The 15,016-nt window shown below is 43.3% G+C and carries 18 protein-coding genes; 15 read left to right on the top strand and 3 right to left on the bottom strand.

From position 1 onward, the window contains the following. Window positions 1-8: 8 nt before the first annotated feature. Together HPK16_RS01650 and ccpN are read right to left on the bottom strand one after the other, a co-directional pair. Window positions 9-812: a pyruvate, water dikinase regulatory protein gene (locus HPK16_RS01650; RefSeq protein WP_181675339.1), complete on the bottom strand. Its 804-nt coding sequence runs from the start codon at window positions 810-812 to the stop codon at window positions 9-11. 13 nt (window positions 813-825) lie between these two features. After that, the gene (gene ccpN, locus HPK16_RS01655; protein WP_181675266.1) at window positions 826-1,443 is read right to left on the bottom strand and encodes a transcriptional regulator CcpN; all 618 of its coding nucleotides are present in this window, start codon (window positions 1,441-1,443) and stop codon (window positions 826-828) included. A gap of 155 nt (window positions 1,444-1,598) precedes the next feature. Between ccpN and HPK16_RS01660 the strand changes: the two genes are divergently transcribed. Next, complete coding sequence (locus tag HPK16_RS01660) at window positions 1,599-2,687, top strand: low temperature requirement protein A (RefSeq protein ID WP_181675267.1); 1,089 nt, start codon at window positions 1,599-1,601, stop codon at window positions 2,685-2,687. A 55-nt stretch (window positions 2,688-2,742) separates the two neighbouring features. Here HPK16_RS01660 and trhA read toward each other — a convergent pair whose 3' ends face one another. Beyond that, window positions 2,743-3,372 (bottom strand): PAQR family membrane homeostasis protein TrhA, encoded by a 630-nt coding sequence (gene trhA / locus HPK16_RS01665; protein WP_220132216.1) that lies wholly within the window; start codon window positions 3,370-3,372, stop codon window positions 2,743-2,745. Window positions 3,373-3,606: 234 nt separating this feature from the next. Here trhA and HPK16_RS01670 point away from each other — a divergent pair, with 234 nt between their 5' ends. From HPK16_RS01670 to HPK16_RS01735, 14 genes are all read left to right on the top strand, one after another. Beyond that, window positions 3,607-4,443: a DegV family protein gene (locus HPK16_RS01670; RefSeq protein ID WP_181675268.1), complete on the top strand. Its 837-nt coding sequence runs from the start codon at window positions 3,607-3,609 to the stop codon at window positions 4,441-4,443. A 14-nt stretch (window positions 4,444-4,457) separates the two neighbouring features. Next, entirely contained in the window at window positions 4,458-5,249 is a 792-nt protein-coding gene (locus HPK16_RS01675; protein ID WP_181675269.1) for an SGNH/GDSL hydrolase family protein, read from the top strand. Window positions 5,250-5,264: 15 nt separating this feature from the next. Then, on the top strand, window positions 5,265-5,870 hold the full coding sequence (locus HPK16_RS01680) for a YpmS family protein (protein WP_246369194.1): 606 nt from the start codon (window positions 5,265-5,267) through the stop codon (window positions 5,868-5,870). A gap of 89 nt (window positions 5,871-5,959) precedes the next feature. Continuing rightward, window positions 5,960-6,481 carry a peptide-methionine (S)-S-oxide reductase MsrA gene (gene msrA, locus HPK16_RS01685; RefSeq protein ID WP_181675270.1) on the top strand — a complete coding sequence of 174 codons (522 nt, stop codon included), beginning with the start codon at window positions 5,960-5,962 and terminating at the stop codon, window positions 6,479-6,481. Between the two features lie 6 nt (window positions 6,482-6,487). Beyond that, window positions 6,488-6,928, top strand: a complete 441-nt coding sequence (msrB, locus tag HPK16_RS01690) for a peptide-methionine (R)-S-oxide reductase MsrB (protein WP_181675271.1) — start codon at window positions 6,488-6,490, stop codon at window positions 6,926-6,928. 223 nt (window positions 6,929-7,151) lie between these two features. Further along, the gene (locus HPK16_RS01695; protein ID WP_181675272.1) at window positions 7,152-8,057 is read left to right on the top strand and encodes a Gfo/Idh/MocA family protein; all 906 of its coding nucleotides are present in this window, start codon (window positions 7,152-7,154) and stop codon (window positions 8,055-8,057) included. Window positions 8,058-8,078: 21 nt separating this feature from the next. Further along, complete coding sequence (locus tag HPK16_RS01700) at window positions 8,079-8,315, top strand: YozE family protein (protein ID WP_036093474.1); 237 nt, start codon at window positions 8,079-8,081, stop codon at window positions 8,313-8,315. A gap of 2 nt (window positions 8,316-8,317) precedes the next feature. Beyond that, window positions 8,318-9,019, top strand: coding sequence for a purine-nucleoside phosphorylase (gene deoD, locus HPK16_RS01705; RefSeq protein ID WP_181675273.1), 702 nt, complete (start codon window positions 8,318-8,320; stop codon window positions 9,017-9,019). Between the two features lie 33 nt (window positions 9,020-9,052). Next, the gene (locus HPK16_RS01710; protein WP_181675274.1) at window positions 9,053-9,889 is read left to right on the top strand and encodes a M15 family metallopeptidase; all 837 of its coding nucleotides are present in this window, start codon (window positions 9,053-9,055) and stop codon (window positions 9,887-9,889) included. Between the two features lie 120 nt (window positions 9,890-10,009). Beyond that, the gene (locus tag HPK16_RS01715) at window positions 10,010-10,306 is read left to right on the top strand and encodes a metal-sensing transcriptional repressor (RefSeq protein WP_181675275.1); all 297 of its coding nucleotides are present in this window, start codon (window positions 10,010-10,012) and stop codon (window positions 10,304-10,306) included. Between the two features lie 23 nt (window positions 10,307-10,329). Further along, window positions 10,330-12,531: a heavy metal translocating P-type ATPase gene (locus HPK16_RS01720; RefSeq protein WP_181675276.1), complete on the top strand. Its 2,202-nt coding sequence runs from the start codon at window positions 10,330-10,332 to the stop codon at window positions 12,529-12,531. A 250-nt stretch (window positions 12,532-12,781) separates the two neighbouring features. Continuing rightward, a complete protein-coding gene (gene nadR / locus HPK16_RS01725; protein WP_181675277.1) occupies window positions 12,782-14,056 on the top strand; it encodes a multifunctional transcriptional regulator/nicotinamide-nucleotide adenylyltransferase/ribosylnicotinamide kinase NadR in 1,275 nt (424 codons plus the stop codon). Continuing rightward, window positions 14,022-14,723: a nicotinamide riboside transporter PnuC gene (gene pnuC, locus HPK16_RS01730; protein ID WP_181675278.1), complete on the top strand. Its 702-nt coding sequence runs from the start codon at window positions 14,022-14,024 to the stop codon at window positions 14,721-14,723. Before nadR ends, pnuC begins: the two co-directional genes overlap by 35 nt. A gap of 53 nt (window positions 14,724-14,776) precedes the next feature. Then, window positions 14,777-14,986: a heavy-metal-associated domain-containing protein gene (locus HPK16_RS01735; protein ID WP_181675279.1), complete on the top strand. Its 210-nt coding sequence runs from the start codon at window positions 14,777-14,779 to the stop codon at window positions 14,984-14,986. The last annotated feature ends 30 nt before the right edge of the window (window positions 14,987-15,016 follow it).

A 15,016-nucleotide genomic window follows, 5' to 3' on the forward strand; every position in this document is an offset into this window, starting at 1 on the left:
TTAGATTTTTATTTCACGTTTTCAATGATTAGGGCTGCGGTTTCTTCGATAGCTTTGTCTTCCACTTGAATGATACGGCATCCGAGTTGTTTGAAAATATGATATCCGTAGTCAAGTTCCTCTAAAATCCGATTTTCACTTGAGTAACTGCTTGTTTCATCCAAACCAATCGATTTTAGGCGAACTTTGCGAATGGCGGAGAGTTTTTCTGGACTGTTTGTTAGACCGATGATGCGATTTCTCGGGATCTGGGTGAGCTCTGTTGGAATCGGAACTTCTGGAACGAGCGGAACATTGGCCACTTTGTAGTTTTGGTTGGCGAGATAGCTGCTAAGTGGTGTTTTACTGGTACGGGAAATGCCAATCAGCACGATATCTGCTTCTAATAAACCGCGTGGATCCTTGCAGTCGTCGTACTTAACGGCAAATTCGATGGCCGCAATCCGGTCGAAATAATGTTGGTCAAGCCTGCGCATGTTTCCGGGATCTTCTTTAGATTGTTGCCCCGTTTTCTGTTCGATAGCGGTGGTGAGGTTGGACACGAGATCGATGCAGGGCAGGTCGTAGTTGGCGCAATAGTCGCTGGAAATAGTGCTTAACTTCTTTTGTACCAACGTTTGGACGATAATCGCGTCTGCTTTCTTTGCTTCTTCTAAAATTTCAAGCAAGGCTTCCTCGTCGCGAACAAAGGCGTGACGGCGAATATCAGCCCCGCCTTCTAATGTAAACTGAGCGGTGGAAGCACGAATAAGATGTTGTGCGGTTTCTCCGATGGCGTCTGAAATAACATAAATGATGACAGTAGACTTCATTTTTACCTCCGATTTATTCATTTTTGAACGTATCCACGAAAAGTTGTGTCAATCGTGTTTTAGAAACTTTTCCAATTGCTTTTTTGCCATCCATAACAGGCAGAGAGTCGATCTGATGAATCACGAGTTGTTGCGCAGCGTAGAGGGCAGAATCTGTTTTTGTGACGGTTAAAATATTAGGCATCCGCGTCATAATCGTCGCAATTGGTGTCGCCTTTTTATCGGTGTCAGCAAGCGCGCCTTTTAGCAGGTCTTTACGTGAGACAATACCAATCAGTTCTGATGCTTCGATCACGTATAAACTGCCAGTGTCCTCTAAAAAAAGGGTGACAATCGCATCGTGAATCGAGGTTTCCTTCGTTACAAATACAGGTGTTGTCATAATTTCAGCTACCTTCAAATGGCGAATATCTTCATAGATGGTAGGATTTAAATCGAGCCCCGAATAAAAATAACCGACTTTCGGACGGGCGTCTAAGATACCAGTCATCGTCAAAATTGATAAATCAGCGCGAATCGTGGCGCGGGTTAACTCTAATGAACGCGCGATTTGATCGCCTGTTGCAGGTTCGTTTACTTTCACAAATTCAATGATGGCTAGTTGTCGTGCTGAGAGCTTTATTTGGCTCACCTCATTTCGATATAGGATATGCTGTTTATTATATAGTATGACACAATAGAATGCAAATGATTAATGTGTCATACTAATTGAAATAATAATCTCATTTTTTGCTTCCCTTCCACAGCTTCGTTATAATTAGCGAAAGAAAAGGGAGGCGATTTTTTGTGCCAAAGAAGGTAACCTGGTTAGAGCTATTTTTTGATTTATTATTTGTTGGGGCAATTGCGTCGGTCACGCATGTGCTGCTATATATGGAAGATGGTACAATAGGTGCGAGCATTTTTTGGAAGTTTGTTCTGATGTTTGTGCCGTTATGGTGGGCTTGGACGGGACAGACGTTATTTATCAATCGCTATGGTAATGATTTATTACCGCAAAGACTACTTATCGGACTAGAGATTATGTTCGTATTATTGATGATATCTAGTTTTAATATTCATTTTGATGAAACGTATATCACTTTTTTTATAGGGTATATCGGATTGAGAATGATTACGGCGATTCAATATCTTTTTGCTGCAAAAAAAGAAAAAGCAGCTCGCAGGAACGTGGCGCTTTTTCTAGGTAAATACTTTTGGATTGGGATTTTAGTATCTTCCATCTCCTTGTTTTTAGACGGAGAATGGCGTTATATCATGCTTTATGTAGGAATCGTATTGGATATTTTAGTGCCGCTAATAGGACGCAAGCGATTACGTCAAGTTCCGATTCATACGGAGCATTTGTTGGAACGCTTTGGTTTGTTTACAATCATATTACTAGGAGAATCGATTGTCGCGATTATTTCTGTACTATCGACGGAAGTGATGGATCTTGGCCTGATTTTTTACGCGGCCTGCGCTATTATCTTAGTATTGCTGATTTGGTGGCAGTATTTTGATAACTTAGAGAAAAAATTGGACAAAGAACAGCAGACAGCAGGGCAACTGATTATTTATGGCCACTTATTTATTTTTTTATCGCTATCAACAACCGCTGCAGGTATCAAAATGCTCATTTTACCAGATGTATCATATCATTTCGTTGTTTTCTTCCTGTTTAGCTCGGTTTTGGTGTATGTTCTTGCTTTTTCGGGAACATTTCATTTATATCGGGTCCCAGAGGAACGGCTGGCCTGGATACACTTGGCCTTGTTTATCGGTTTACTCACAGGGTTATTCGTTCTTGTCTGGTTTGTGGTGCTTTCTCCCGCGCTCGTATTGTTGGTATTATGCATCTTTTTCCTCATTTTTGGGATGATGACATCGAAATAAAATGGCTTTCCAAGCAAAAAGGCATCCTGTTTTTCGAGGGATGCCTTTTTGTTACCTATACGTAAAACAAAATACAGAAATACATAAACCCGGTGCCTGCGATCACGAACAGATGCCAAATCGCGTGCATATAAGGAACTTTTGGAATGCTATAAAAAACGGCGCCAACAGTAAACATGATGCCCCCGGTTACAAGTAACCAAAATCCAACGGGCTCTAGTGTTAGATAGAGCGGTTTAATGGCGATCATAACGAGCCAGCCCATCAATAGATAGAAAAGCGTCGAAATTAGTTTCCATTTTCCGAGCAAAAAGCATTTATATACGATTCCTGCTGCAGCAAGTCCCCAAATGACACCGAATAAGGTCCAGCCGAGCGATCCTTGCAATGTAATCAAAACAAGTGGCGTATAAGATCCGGCAATCAAAATATAGATGGCAACGTGATCTAATATATTAAATAACTGCTTGGCTTTTCCAGGCTTGAAACTGTGTAGCATCGTCGAGCAGAAATACAGCAACATCAATGAAATGCCGTAAATTAAAAAACTGACTAAATAAATCGGGTTATCCCGCTGTATCGCAAAAATAATGAGCATGACAAGGGCAGGAATGCTAAGTAAAAAACCAACACCATGTGTGACAGCGTTCGCGACTTCTTCTTTCCAATTATACGCTTCGTGCATGTTTATCACCAAACTTTTCTGAAAAATTAAATTTTCGATTCTTATCCCTATCATACGCTTTTTTTGAAGAAATAGAAAGTGAGAAAAGACCTTGAAAGTTTAAGATAGTGTAAAGAATGGGAAAACAATCGTCCCTAGGTACAACTTCCGCCTGATATTTAGCTATTAGAATAGTACTATTATGATTTTCTTGCTATAATAGAAAGAAGAAATCTAGAATTGGATGTGGAAATAATGACAAAAATAAAAATTGTGACTGATTCAACTGCCGGATTAACGCCTGAAGAAGTGGCGAAATATAACATTCATATTCTACCATTAACTGTCGAAATTGATGGGGAAACATACGATGCGACTGAACTTGAACCAGCTGATTTTATGGCAAAAATGGCGACCTCGAAGCAACTTCCAAAATCATCACAACCAGCAATTGGAAATATTGTAGCCTTATTTGAGGAACTAACAGCGGATGGTAGTGAAGTACTGGCCATTCATTTAACAGAGAAATTAAGCGGAACCGTTTTAACGGCGCAACAAGCTGCGGACATGGTCGATGGCGAAGTAACGGTCATTGATTCTGATTATATCGCGCGTGCCTTGGCGTTCCAAGTCATTGAAGCGGCAAAAATGGCCCAAACTGGAACTAGTACGGTAGAAGACATCTTAACCAAAATATCATCGATTCGCGCGAAAACAAAGCTGTATATTTGCGTCGTGACCCTCGAAAACCTGATTAAAGGTGGGCGTGTAGGCCGAATGCAAGGTATTATCGGCAGTCTTTTGAACATCAAGTTGATTGCTAAGTTACAAGATGGTGCGCTTGTTGAAGAAGCTAAGATTCGTAGTAAGAAAAAAACGATGGACTATTTAGTCGATGTTTTAAAAGCAGAAACGAAAAAGGTCAAGGAACTCAATGTGGTGCACGCGAATGGGTTGCAGATGGCCGAAGAAATCAGAGCACATGCCAAAGAAATTTTCCACTTGCCGGAAGTATTGTTGTTAAATGCCGATTCGGTTATTTCCACACATGCTGGAAATGGTGCATTTGCGATGATTTACTATACAGAGTAGGTTAGGTGAAGACGTTGAATAAGAAAAAATATTGGCTTGCGGGGATCGCTATCATCATCCTCGCGGCCATTCTTACCTTTTATTTTATCCAAAAAGAGCAGGACAGAAAGCGTGAAGAGGCGCGCGTGGCAATCAATCTAGTCGCGATGGGAGATTCGTTAACAGAAGGTTCTGGCGATGAGGAAAATGATGGTGGTTATGTTGGTATTGTTGAATCCAAGTTAGCCAAACGCGAGGATGTAAGAAGTGTGACAACGGAAAATTACGGTGTTGGTGGAAACCGAAGTGACCAGTTGTTGAAACGCTTGGATACACAGTCTGATTTTCAAAAGGATGTCAAAGAGGCCAATGCGATTTCGATTACGATTGGTGGAAATGATGTGGTGAAGGTTATTCGTTCTAAGCTACTCGATGCGGAGAAATCTGATTTTACGAAAGCGAACGCGAAATTCGATGCTAATTTGACGAAACTTTTAGATGAAATTCGTGATTTAAATCCGGATGCGCCGATTTATGTGTTTGGTATTTATAATCCGTATACGACTTATTTTAGCGAGATGAAAGTGTTGGATGATATTATTGCCGATTGGAATGCCTCAACAAAAGAGACGCTGGCGAAGGTGAATGATACGCACTTTATTTCGGTTAATAAGCAATTGGAAGAGCGTTCTGCAACGAAAACAGGAAAGGCGAATCCGAACCTGTCATCTGATTTGTTTCATCCGAATCATAGTGGGTATCAAAAAATGGCAGAAGCTTTATACGAACAAATGGTGACATCGATACAAAAAGGAAATATAGAGTAGAGAAGGTGACGGCTGTTGGGGTCAAAAGATAAGCAAACAAACTATTGGAAATGGGCGTTTCTGGCGTTTGTCGGGATATTAGTGCTGAGTGTGGCTTGGCTTTATATGTCGATTTTCTGGTTTTCGCCGCATGTGCCGGAAGATGCTGGACGTAAGGTGAGCACGAAAGATATGGTTGAATTTCCAACATCGACGAATAAGGCTGATTTGAATGCATTGATTGCGCATTATTTACAAGATTTTCAGAAAGATAATGATGCGGATATAAAATATGATGTGTATTTAGCGGACGATGTTGTTTTTACTGCAGAGGCACATTTTTTAGGGCAGCCTGTTGATCTTGGACTTAATTTTACGCCTACTTTGCGCAAGGATGGTGTGATTGTTTTGCAGCAAGTTGATTTGAGAATTGGGGCGCTACCATTACCGGTTTCTGTCGCGATGAAATATGTGCAGAGCCAGGTGGAATTGCCTGATTGGGTGACGGTTTCTCCAAAACGTAAGAAAATTTATCTTGATATGAATAAACTGAAATTAAAAGGTGACATGAAAGTACGTGTGGATGCGCTTGATTTGAAGAAAGACGATATTTCATTCACGCTGTTAGTACCAACAAGTTAAGAAATAGTGAGCAAGCGCCTTATTTGAAAAGCAATGTCAAGTGTATTACAATTTAATGGCAACAGAAAAATACTTGGGGAGGCTATAAGATGAGCGAAAAAGCAATTTTTGCAGGTGGCTGTTTTTGGTGTATGATTAAACCGTTTGATACGCAACCTGGTATCGAAAGTGTGGTTGCTGGTTATACGGGCGGACACACGGTTAATCCTACGTATAAAGAGGTTTGTAGTGAGACGACTGGACATACGGAAGCTGTCGAGATTACATTTGATCCTGAGATTTTTCCATATGAGAAGTTAGTGGAGGTTTATTGGCAACAGACGGACCCTACGGATGCGGGTGGCCAGTTTGTAGACCGTGGTTCATCGTATCGACCTGTTATTTTTTATACGTCAGAGGAGCAGCGCGTGAAAGCGGAGAAATCGAAGGCGGATTTGGAAGCGAGTGGCCGATTTAAGCGACCGATCGTGACCCAAATCGAGAAGGCTGGGCCGTTTTATGTGGCGGAAGACTACCATCAAGATTTTTATAAGAAGGACCCGAATCATTATAAGAATTACCGCAGCCATTCAGGACGCGATCCATTTATCGACGCTAATTGGAAAGGGTGACCGACTATGAATCCAGAGGAAAAAGCGAAACGTTTAAAAGAATTGGATGATTTACAATATAAAGTAACGCAAGAACAAGGAACGGAAAGTCCGTTTAAAAATGAATTTTGGGATAATAACCAGCCTGGGATTTATGTGGATATCGTTTCTGGAAAGCCCTTGTTCTCGTCGCTTGATCAATACGATGCGGGATGTGGTTGGCCGAGTTTTACAAAGCCGATTGACGCGCTGGAAGTGTTGGAAAAACGAGACATTTCTCACGGGATGATTCGGACAGAGGTGCGCTCGGTCGAGGCTGATTCGCATTTAGGTCATATTTTTCCGGATGGGCCACGTGAATCGGGCGGTATGCGTTATTGCATCAACTCGGCGGCGCTACGTTTTGTGCCGAAAGATGCGCTCGAAGAAGAAGGATACGGCGAATATTTACCGTTTTTTGTGAAATAATTTATGTTTTTACTGAAGTTTGGACAAAGCAGGAATTAATCGAAGACTGCCGGACCTATTAATATTGGGTAGGACGTAGACTTGACTTTACACAAATCGAGCGAAAGCGAACGGTTATCGCCGGTTTAACCAGTTGATCCCAACTTCATTATTGAATACCCCTACTAATCTATGATAGAATTGGTAGGGGTATTAGTTTGTATTTTTTCGAGGAGGAATGAGGATGCAAAAAATTGCTGTGCTTGGTTTAGGTGGCATTGCGCAGAAGGCCTATTTACCGGTGTTTGCGCATTTAGATAATGTGGAAGTCCATTTGTTTACGCGAGATTCTCAGAAGTTAAAGGCGATTAGTGAGAAATATCGTTTTCATAATACGCATCATTCGGTGGATTCGATGATTCGTGCGCAGGTGGATGCGGCGTTTGTACATACGTCGACGGCAAGTCATCCAGAGATTGTTCGTGCGTTTTTGGAAGCTGGGATCCCGGTTTATGTGGATAAGCCAGTGGCGGATGATTATGAAACGACGAAGGAACTGATTGAGCTAGCCGAGGCGAAAAATACGTTGTTGATGGTTGGGTTTAATCGTCGTTTTGCGCCTAGATATGCGGCTTTAGCTGAGAAAACGGATACGAACATGATCTTGATGCAAAAGCACCGGAAAGCGCAGGCAAGTGAGCCTCGGGTATTTATCTTTGATGACTTTATTCATGTTGTGGATACGGTCTTGCATTTGTTGGACGCGCCTGTTGAGAAGATGACGGTTTTTCCAACGATGAATGGGGACTTATTATCGGCGATTACAGTGCAGTTTGTGGCAAATGGTCGGACGGCGACAGCGATTATGAATCGGGAAAGTGGTACGAGCGAGGAACGTTTGACGATTTTCACGCCAGATGCAAAATGGGAAGTGGAGCATGTGACGGAATTGCATGTGTATGAAGGAACGGGTCATTCGGTTGTACGATTTGGTGATTGGGAAACGACGCTTTATAAACGTGGATTCGAGTCGATCATTATGGCCTTTTTGGATGCGGTGCGTGAAGGGAAAACGGAACCTGTTTCGAAAAAATCTGCGCTTGAAACGCATCGGATTTGTGAAGAAATTTTGCAACATGTGGAGCGTTAACAAAAGAGAGGAATGGACAGCTTGGGACGATCGTTTTATCACTATTTAATGACTTACCGCGATACGATCAAACGTGATGCGGCGACGAAATTTGCGAATGATGCTTTTAAGGATCATAGTTTTCCGAAGCAGTCTACTGATTATTATGAGTTGTGTGAGTACTTGGAGCTGAACGCTTCCTATATTCCGAGCATGACGTTATTTGATGATTTATGGGGTAATTATATTTTGGATGAAGAAAAAAATGGGAGGCGTTAAGATTGAGTATTCATATTGAGGCGAAACAAGGCGAGATAGCAGAAACGATTCTTTTACCGGGAGATCCGTTGCGTGCGAAATACATTGCGGAGACTTTTTTGGAGGATGTTATTTGCTTTAATGAGGTTCGTAATATGTTTGGATACACGGGGACATATAAAGGTAAGCGGGTATCGGTGATGGGAACTGGTATGGGGATTCCGTCGATTTCGATTTATGTGAATGAGCTGATTCAAAGTTATGATGTGAAGAATTTGATTCGTGTTGGTACGATGGGCGCGATTCAAAAAGATGTGAAGGTTCGCGACGTGGTTATTGCGCAAGCGGCTTCGACGGATTCGCAAATTAATCGCAATACGTTTGCGGGCGTTGATTTTGCACCAGTAGCTGATTTTGATTTGTTGAAAAATGCGTATGATGCAGGTGTTGAAAAAGGCTTAGCGATGCGTGTGGGGAATGTTTTTTCGGCGGATCGTTTTTATAATGAGCAGTTGGATAAGCAACAATTAGCGGATCATGGTGTGCTTGGAATCGAGATGGAAGCGGCAGCGCTTTACACGATTGCTCAAAAATTTGGGCGCAAAGCACTGGCGATTTTGACGGTGAGTGATCATATTTTTACTGGGGAAGAAACGACGGCAGAAGAGCGCCAAACGACTTTTAACGATATGATTGTGGTTGCGTTAGAATCTACGTTGAAGTAGGGAGAATCTAACGAAGGAAGGTTACAAAACAAGATGATGCATTTTATTTCATTCATGATAGCACTGAGTTTAGCTGGTTTTCATACGTCAGCTGATTATTTGGCGGGAGATCTGGATAAACCAGCCACAGAAACGGCGACAACTGACAAAGGATCAGGGGCGAAAACGGGAAGTAAGGATTATCAAAATGATCCGCTTTATCCGTATATTGCCCAACAGAATAAATTAATAGAAAAAGATGGCGTTCAATATATTACGAATCCCGAAAATATATTGGTGCTTGCGAATAAGGAATATTCTTTGCAATCGTCTTACTCGCCGCCTGATTTAGTTCGTCCGAATGTGACGTTCTCGTTTGGCGATGAGCAGGTGGAAAAAGCCAAGATGCGTAAGGAAGCGGGCTCGCAGTTAGAAGCGATGTTTGCTGCGGCAAAGCAAGATAACTTAACGCTTTATGCTGTTTCTGGCTATCGTTCGTATCAACGTCAACAGGAAGTTTTCGGTGCAGAAGTTGCTGCGAAGGGCGAGGCTAAGGCGAAAGAGGCGGTCGCGGTTCCTGGAACGAGTGAACATCAAACGGGCCTTGCGATGGATATTTCGTCGCGTGATCAAGGTTTCAATTTGACGGAGGCTTTTGGTGAAACGCCTGAGGGGCAATGGTTACAGAAGAACGCGCATAATTACGGTTTTATTTTGCGGTATATGAAAGGCAAAGAAGCTGTGACGCAATATCAATATGAATCTTGGCATTATCGCTATGTTGGCAAGGATGCAGCGACGATTATTTATGAAAATGATTGGACGCTCGAGGAATTTTTCCAGCATGTGCAGGCTTTGCAAAAGAAAATTGATGGCGGAACGGCAAAATAAGATTGGGGAATCCTCGCGTGATGTGGGGGTTCTTTTTTTGTGCTTATAAACAAGTAGGTTGACTTATATACCCCCTATAGGTATAATAATGATATAAAGTTGAGTGAGGGAGTGTTGAGGATGACGCATGATAAACCGATTGTACCGCGTTCTGATGAGGATACGAAACAGGTGTTGAATCGTTTGCGACGTGTGGAAGGGCAGGTTCGTGGGATACAGCAGATGGTGGAGGAGAATCGTTACTGTGTGGATATTTTAGTACAGATTTCGGCGGCTAATTCGGCGCTTAAGAAGGTTGGGTTACAGGTATTGGAGCATCACGCGAAGCATTGTGTGGTCGATGCGGCGCAAAATGGTGAGTCGGATGAAGTGATGGACGAGTTGTTAAAAGTGATACGCCAATTTTCGAAAACGTAAATAAGTGAGGGGGTATTTTTAAAATGGAAGCGAAGAGGCAGGATTTGAATGTGTTTGGTATGACGTGTGCGGCTTGTTCGACGCGTGTGGAGAAATCGCTCAATAAGGCGGTTGGAGTGGAACGGGCGAATGTGAATTTGGTGACGGAGAGCGCGGCAGTTTATTATGATCCTGAACAAATAGCGCCGGAGCAGTTGATTGCTATTGTGAAACACGCGGGGTATGATGCGGCGGAGAAAATGTCGAAAGAAGAGAAAGATGCGGTATTGGAAAAGCAGTTTAAGCGTGAGGTCCGTCGGTTTGTATTGTCTGCGATTTTAGCATTGCCGTTGTTGCTTACGATGGTGACGCATATTCCGTATTTGCATCATACGGCGTTTGCGATGGGTGTGGATACGATTATTAGCCCTACGATTCAGCTGATTCTTGCGACGGTGATTCAGTTTTATATTGGTTGGCGGTTTTATGATGGGGCGTATAAGTCACTTCGTGGTAAGAGTGCGAACATGGATGTGCTTGTGGCGTTGGGGACTTCGGCGGCTTACTTTTATAGTTTGGCGGAGTATGTGAGGCAGCTGGTTAACCCGAATATTGAGGCGCATTATTATTTTGAGACGAGTGCGATTTTGATCACGTTGATTTTACTTGGGAAATTGTTGGAGAGTTATGCGACGTCGAAAACAACGCAGTCTATTGCTGGTTTGCTCAAACTTCAATCGAAGGAAGCGGTTGTTTTGCGGGAGAATCAGGAGTGGAAGGTGCCGGTGGACGAGCTCGCAATTGGCGATGTGATTTTAGTGCGACCTGGTGAAAAAGTGCCGATTGATGCGGTCGTGTTGACTGGTGAGACGAGCATTGATGAGTCGATGATTTCTGGGGAACCGGTGCCTATGGAGAAAAAGGCGGGCGACGCGGTAATTGGTTCGACGGTGAATTTCGATGGGGCATTCCAGGCGAGAGTGACGAAACGGATGGACGAGACGGTGCTTTCGACGATTATTCAGTTAGTGGAAGAGGCGCAGGGCGTGAAGGCGCCGATTCAGCGTTTGGCGGATCGGATTTCAGGGATTTTTGTACCGATTGTGTTGGTGATTGCGGTCGTGACATTCGTGATTTGGATGATTGTGACGGGTGGTGTGTTGGATCAGTCGCTGCAGGTGGCGATTGCGGTGCTCGTGATTGCGTGTCCTTGTGCGCTTGGCTTAGCGACACCGACCGCGATTATGTCGGGAACGGGAAAGGGTGCGGAAAGTGGTATTCTTTTTAAAGGTGGCGAGCATTTAGAACGGACGGCAAAAGTGGATACGGTGATTTTTGATAAGACGGGGACGCTTACGGAAGGGAAGTTACGCGTGACGAATATGCTGGAAAATCATGCGGACTTCAAGCAATTTGCTGGCGCGATGGAAGCGCAGTCGGAACATCCGATTGCTAAGGCTGTGTTGATGCATTTGGAAGGTGTGGATACAGATGAGGTGCGTGCAGAGAAAATTCGAGCTAAAGCGGGACATGGCATGGTTGGTGTGTTGAATGGTGCGAAGGTATCCCTCGGGTCGTACCGGTTTATCGCGCAATCTGTTGACATCGAGAAAGAGGCGGACGACACGATGCAACAATGGATGGAGGCTGGGCAAACGATTGTGGCGATGAGTATCGACGGTATTTTTGCAGGGGCGTTTGGCTTGCTGGATACACCGCGGAAAGAGGCGAAGGAAGCTATTTTGCGACTTCGGGAGCTTGGTGTTAAAACTACGATTGCGTCAGGAGATCAGCGCGTCGTTGTGGAAAACATTGCGGCGGAGCTGGGTATTGATGACGTTTATGCGGAACAATTGCCGAATGACAAGAGTGATTTAGTCGCTGAATTGCAAAAACAAGGACATATAGTGGCGTTCGTTGGTGATGGGATTAATGATGCGCCAGCGCTTGCGACGGCGGATACGGGAATTAGTATTGGGACAGGGACGGATATCGCGATTGAAACGGGTGACGTGACGCTTGTCGGCCATCAGTTGACGCTCGTTCCGCAAACGATTCAATTAAGCCGAGCGACGATGCGAAATATCCGACAAAACTTTTTCTGGGCATTGGCTTATAACTGTGCGGGGATTCCGATTGCGGCGATTGGTTTGTTAGCACCTTGGGTAGCAGGGCTTGCGATGGCGGGTAGTTCGGTTTCGGTTGTGGCGAATGCATTACGATTAAAACGTGTGAAGTTAAAATAATAGGAAAAATGCTTAGAAATCTATTTCCAGATCTCTAAGCATTTTTTTTTGAATCAAACGGATGTTGCGTTATTTTGCAATAGTTCCCAATCATACCCATCAACAACACTCCTTACGTTATATGAATGATTATAGCATGCTGTAACTTGTAAAGCGATGTCGGATATTTTGAGAGGTTTTTTGTTTGCTATTGACTTTTATATGATAAATGTTTAATATAATAAACAAATAGAAATTAGGAGCGATGAAAATGCAACGGTATACATATTTAAAACTAGCTTTAAAAGAAAACGGGTTGACATTGCAACAAGCGGCGGATCGGATTGGTGTTACGAAAGGATACCTCAGCCAGTTGATAAACAACAAAATCAAGGAACCCAGCGCCCAAAAACTGCAGGCGTTGCATGAGGTGCTCCATCTAGAATACCCTCCGCGCGAAAAAAACATTGGTGTTGTGTTCGGGAAATTTTATCCGTTGCATACGGGACATATTTATTTAATTCAGCGAGCGGCGAGTCAAGTCGATGAACTGCATGTGATTCTTTGCCATGATGATGTGCGTGATTTTGAGCTTTTTCAAAAGAGTTCGATGACGAAACAGCCTACCGTGGAGGATCGCTGGCGGTGGTTGTTGCAGACGTTTAAATATCAGGACAATATTAAGATTCATGATTTGTCGGAAGATGGGATTCCGCCGTATCCGGATGGTTGGGATGAATGGGCGATTCGGGCGAAGAAATTGCTTGCGGATAATCATATTCAGGCAAATGCGATTTATTCGAGTGAACCAAAGGATGCGATTCGGTATCAGGAGTTACTAGATGTGAATACGGTGGTTATCGATGCACAGCGGTCGTTTATGAATATTAGTGCGACGCAAATTCGGCAGGAGCCGTTTCATTATTGGGACTACATTCCGACTGAGGTAAAGCCGTTTTTCGTGCGGAAAGTGGCGATTTTAGGCGGTGAGTCGAGTGGGAAATCGACGCTGGTTAATAAGCTTGCGAATACGTTTAACACGACGAGCGCTTGGGAATACGGACGGGATTACGTTTTTTCGCATCTTGGTGGGAATGAGAAGGCGCTACAATTTTCCGATTATGATAAAATTTCGTTGGGGCAGGCGCAATATATTGATTTCGCGGTGAAATATGCGAATAAGGTTGCGTTTATTGATACGGATTATGTGACGACGCAAGCGTTTTGCATGACGTATGAAGGGCGGGAGCATCCGTTTGTACAGGCGATGATTGATACGCAGCGCTTTGATTTGGTTATTTTGTTAGAGAATAATACGCCGTGGGTGAATGATGGGTTGCGCCACCTTGGTAGTAAAGCGAAACGCAAGGAATTTCAGGATTTGTTGGAGCATTTATTGACGGAAAATGATATTCCATATGTGGCGATTACGTCGGGAAATTACGAGGAGCGGTACTTGGAGAGTATTCAACTTGTGGAACAATTACTGAACGATAAAAAGGAGAATTCAGATGAAATCAGTCGTTATGAAGATAGGTCGGAATAAACTCTACCCTTATATCAGTGTTTTGCTTGTTACCATTGCTTTTTTAGCGACAAATCCGCTGGTCAACTTTGAATGGCGGTATCTATTATCTTATGTGGGCGCGATTTGTGGATTAATTTGCGTGATTTTATTGGCAAAAGGGAAGAATAGCGGCAATGTATTTGGGATGTTGGCGGCGTTTGGTGAGATGAGTGGGAATTTCTTAGGACGGAATGTCGGAGCGGCATTGCCAAGTCTGTATTATTTTGTAACGCATATTTTTGGACTGGCGACTTGGAAGAAACATATGGATGCCCAGGCGACATTGGAGCCGCGTAAGTTGACGGAACGCCATTTTGGGATTGCGATTTTGTTTATTATTGGTGCTTCTTTTGTGAATATGTATTTGACGGGGATTCTTGGTGTGGTGAATGATCCATACCAATTGATGCTGAATAATTTCATTTTCGCGCTCGGTGTGACGGCTCAATTTTTAATGATTGCGCGTTTTAGTTTTAACTGGTATTTGTGGATTATCATGAATATTTTGGTGATTTCGCTTAATATTTATACGAAAAATCCGATTATCGCGACGCAATATGCGATTTACCTTTTTAATGCGATTTATGGGTTGTTGGAATGGCATGAATCAGAGGCGAAAAAAGAGCAGGCGTCTACGGTGCAATAATTACCTGGGTGGGGTATAATAGAGTAGAGAAGATAACAAAGGAGTGGCGAGAAATGGCTAAATTGGTAGTAGAGGTTGAAGGTATGAGCTGTGAGCATTGCGAGAAACGAGTTCGCGAAGCCATTGAGTCTGTCGAGGGCGTTGAAAAAGCGGTGATTTCACTTGAAGCGGGCACAGCAGAAGTGACGTATGACGATGGGAAGGATATCCAAGATGCCATCGCGGAAGCCGTTGATGAAGCGGGTTACGAAGTCGTTGCATAAAGGACGAGAGGACGAGTTGAACTGGGAAGG

Source organism: Paenilisteria rustica, assembly GCF_013820765.1.
Lineage (GTDB): Bacteria > Bacillota > Bacilli > Lactobacillales > Listeriaceae > Listeria_A > Listeria_A rustica.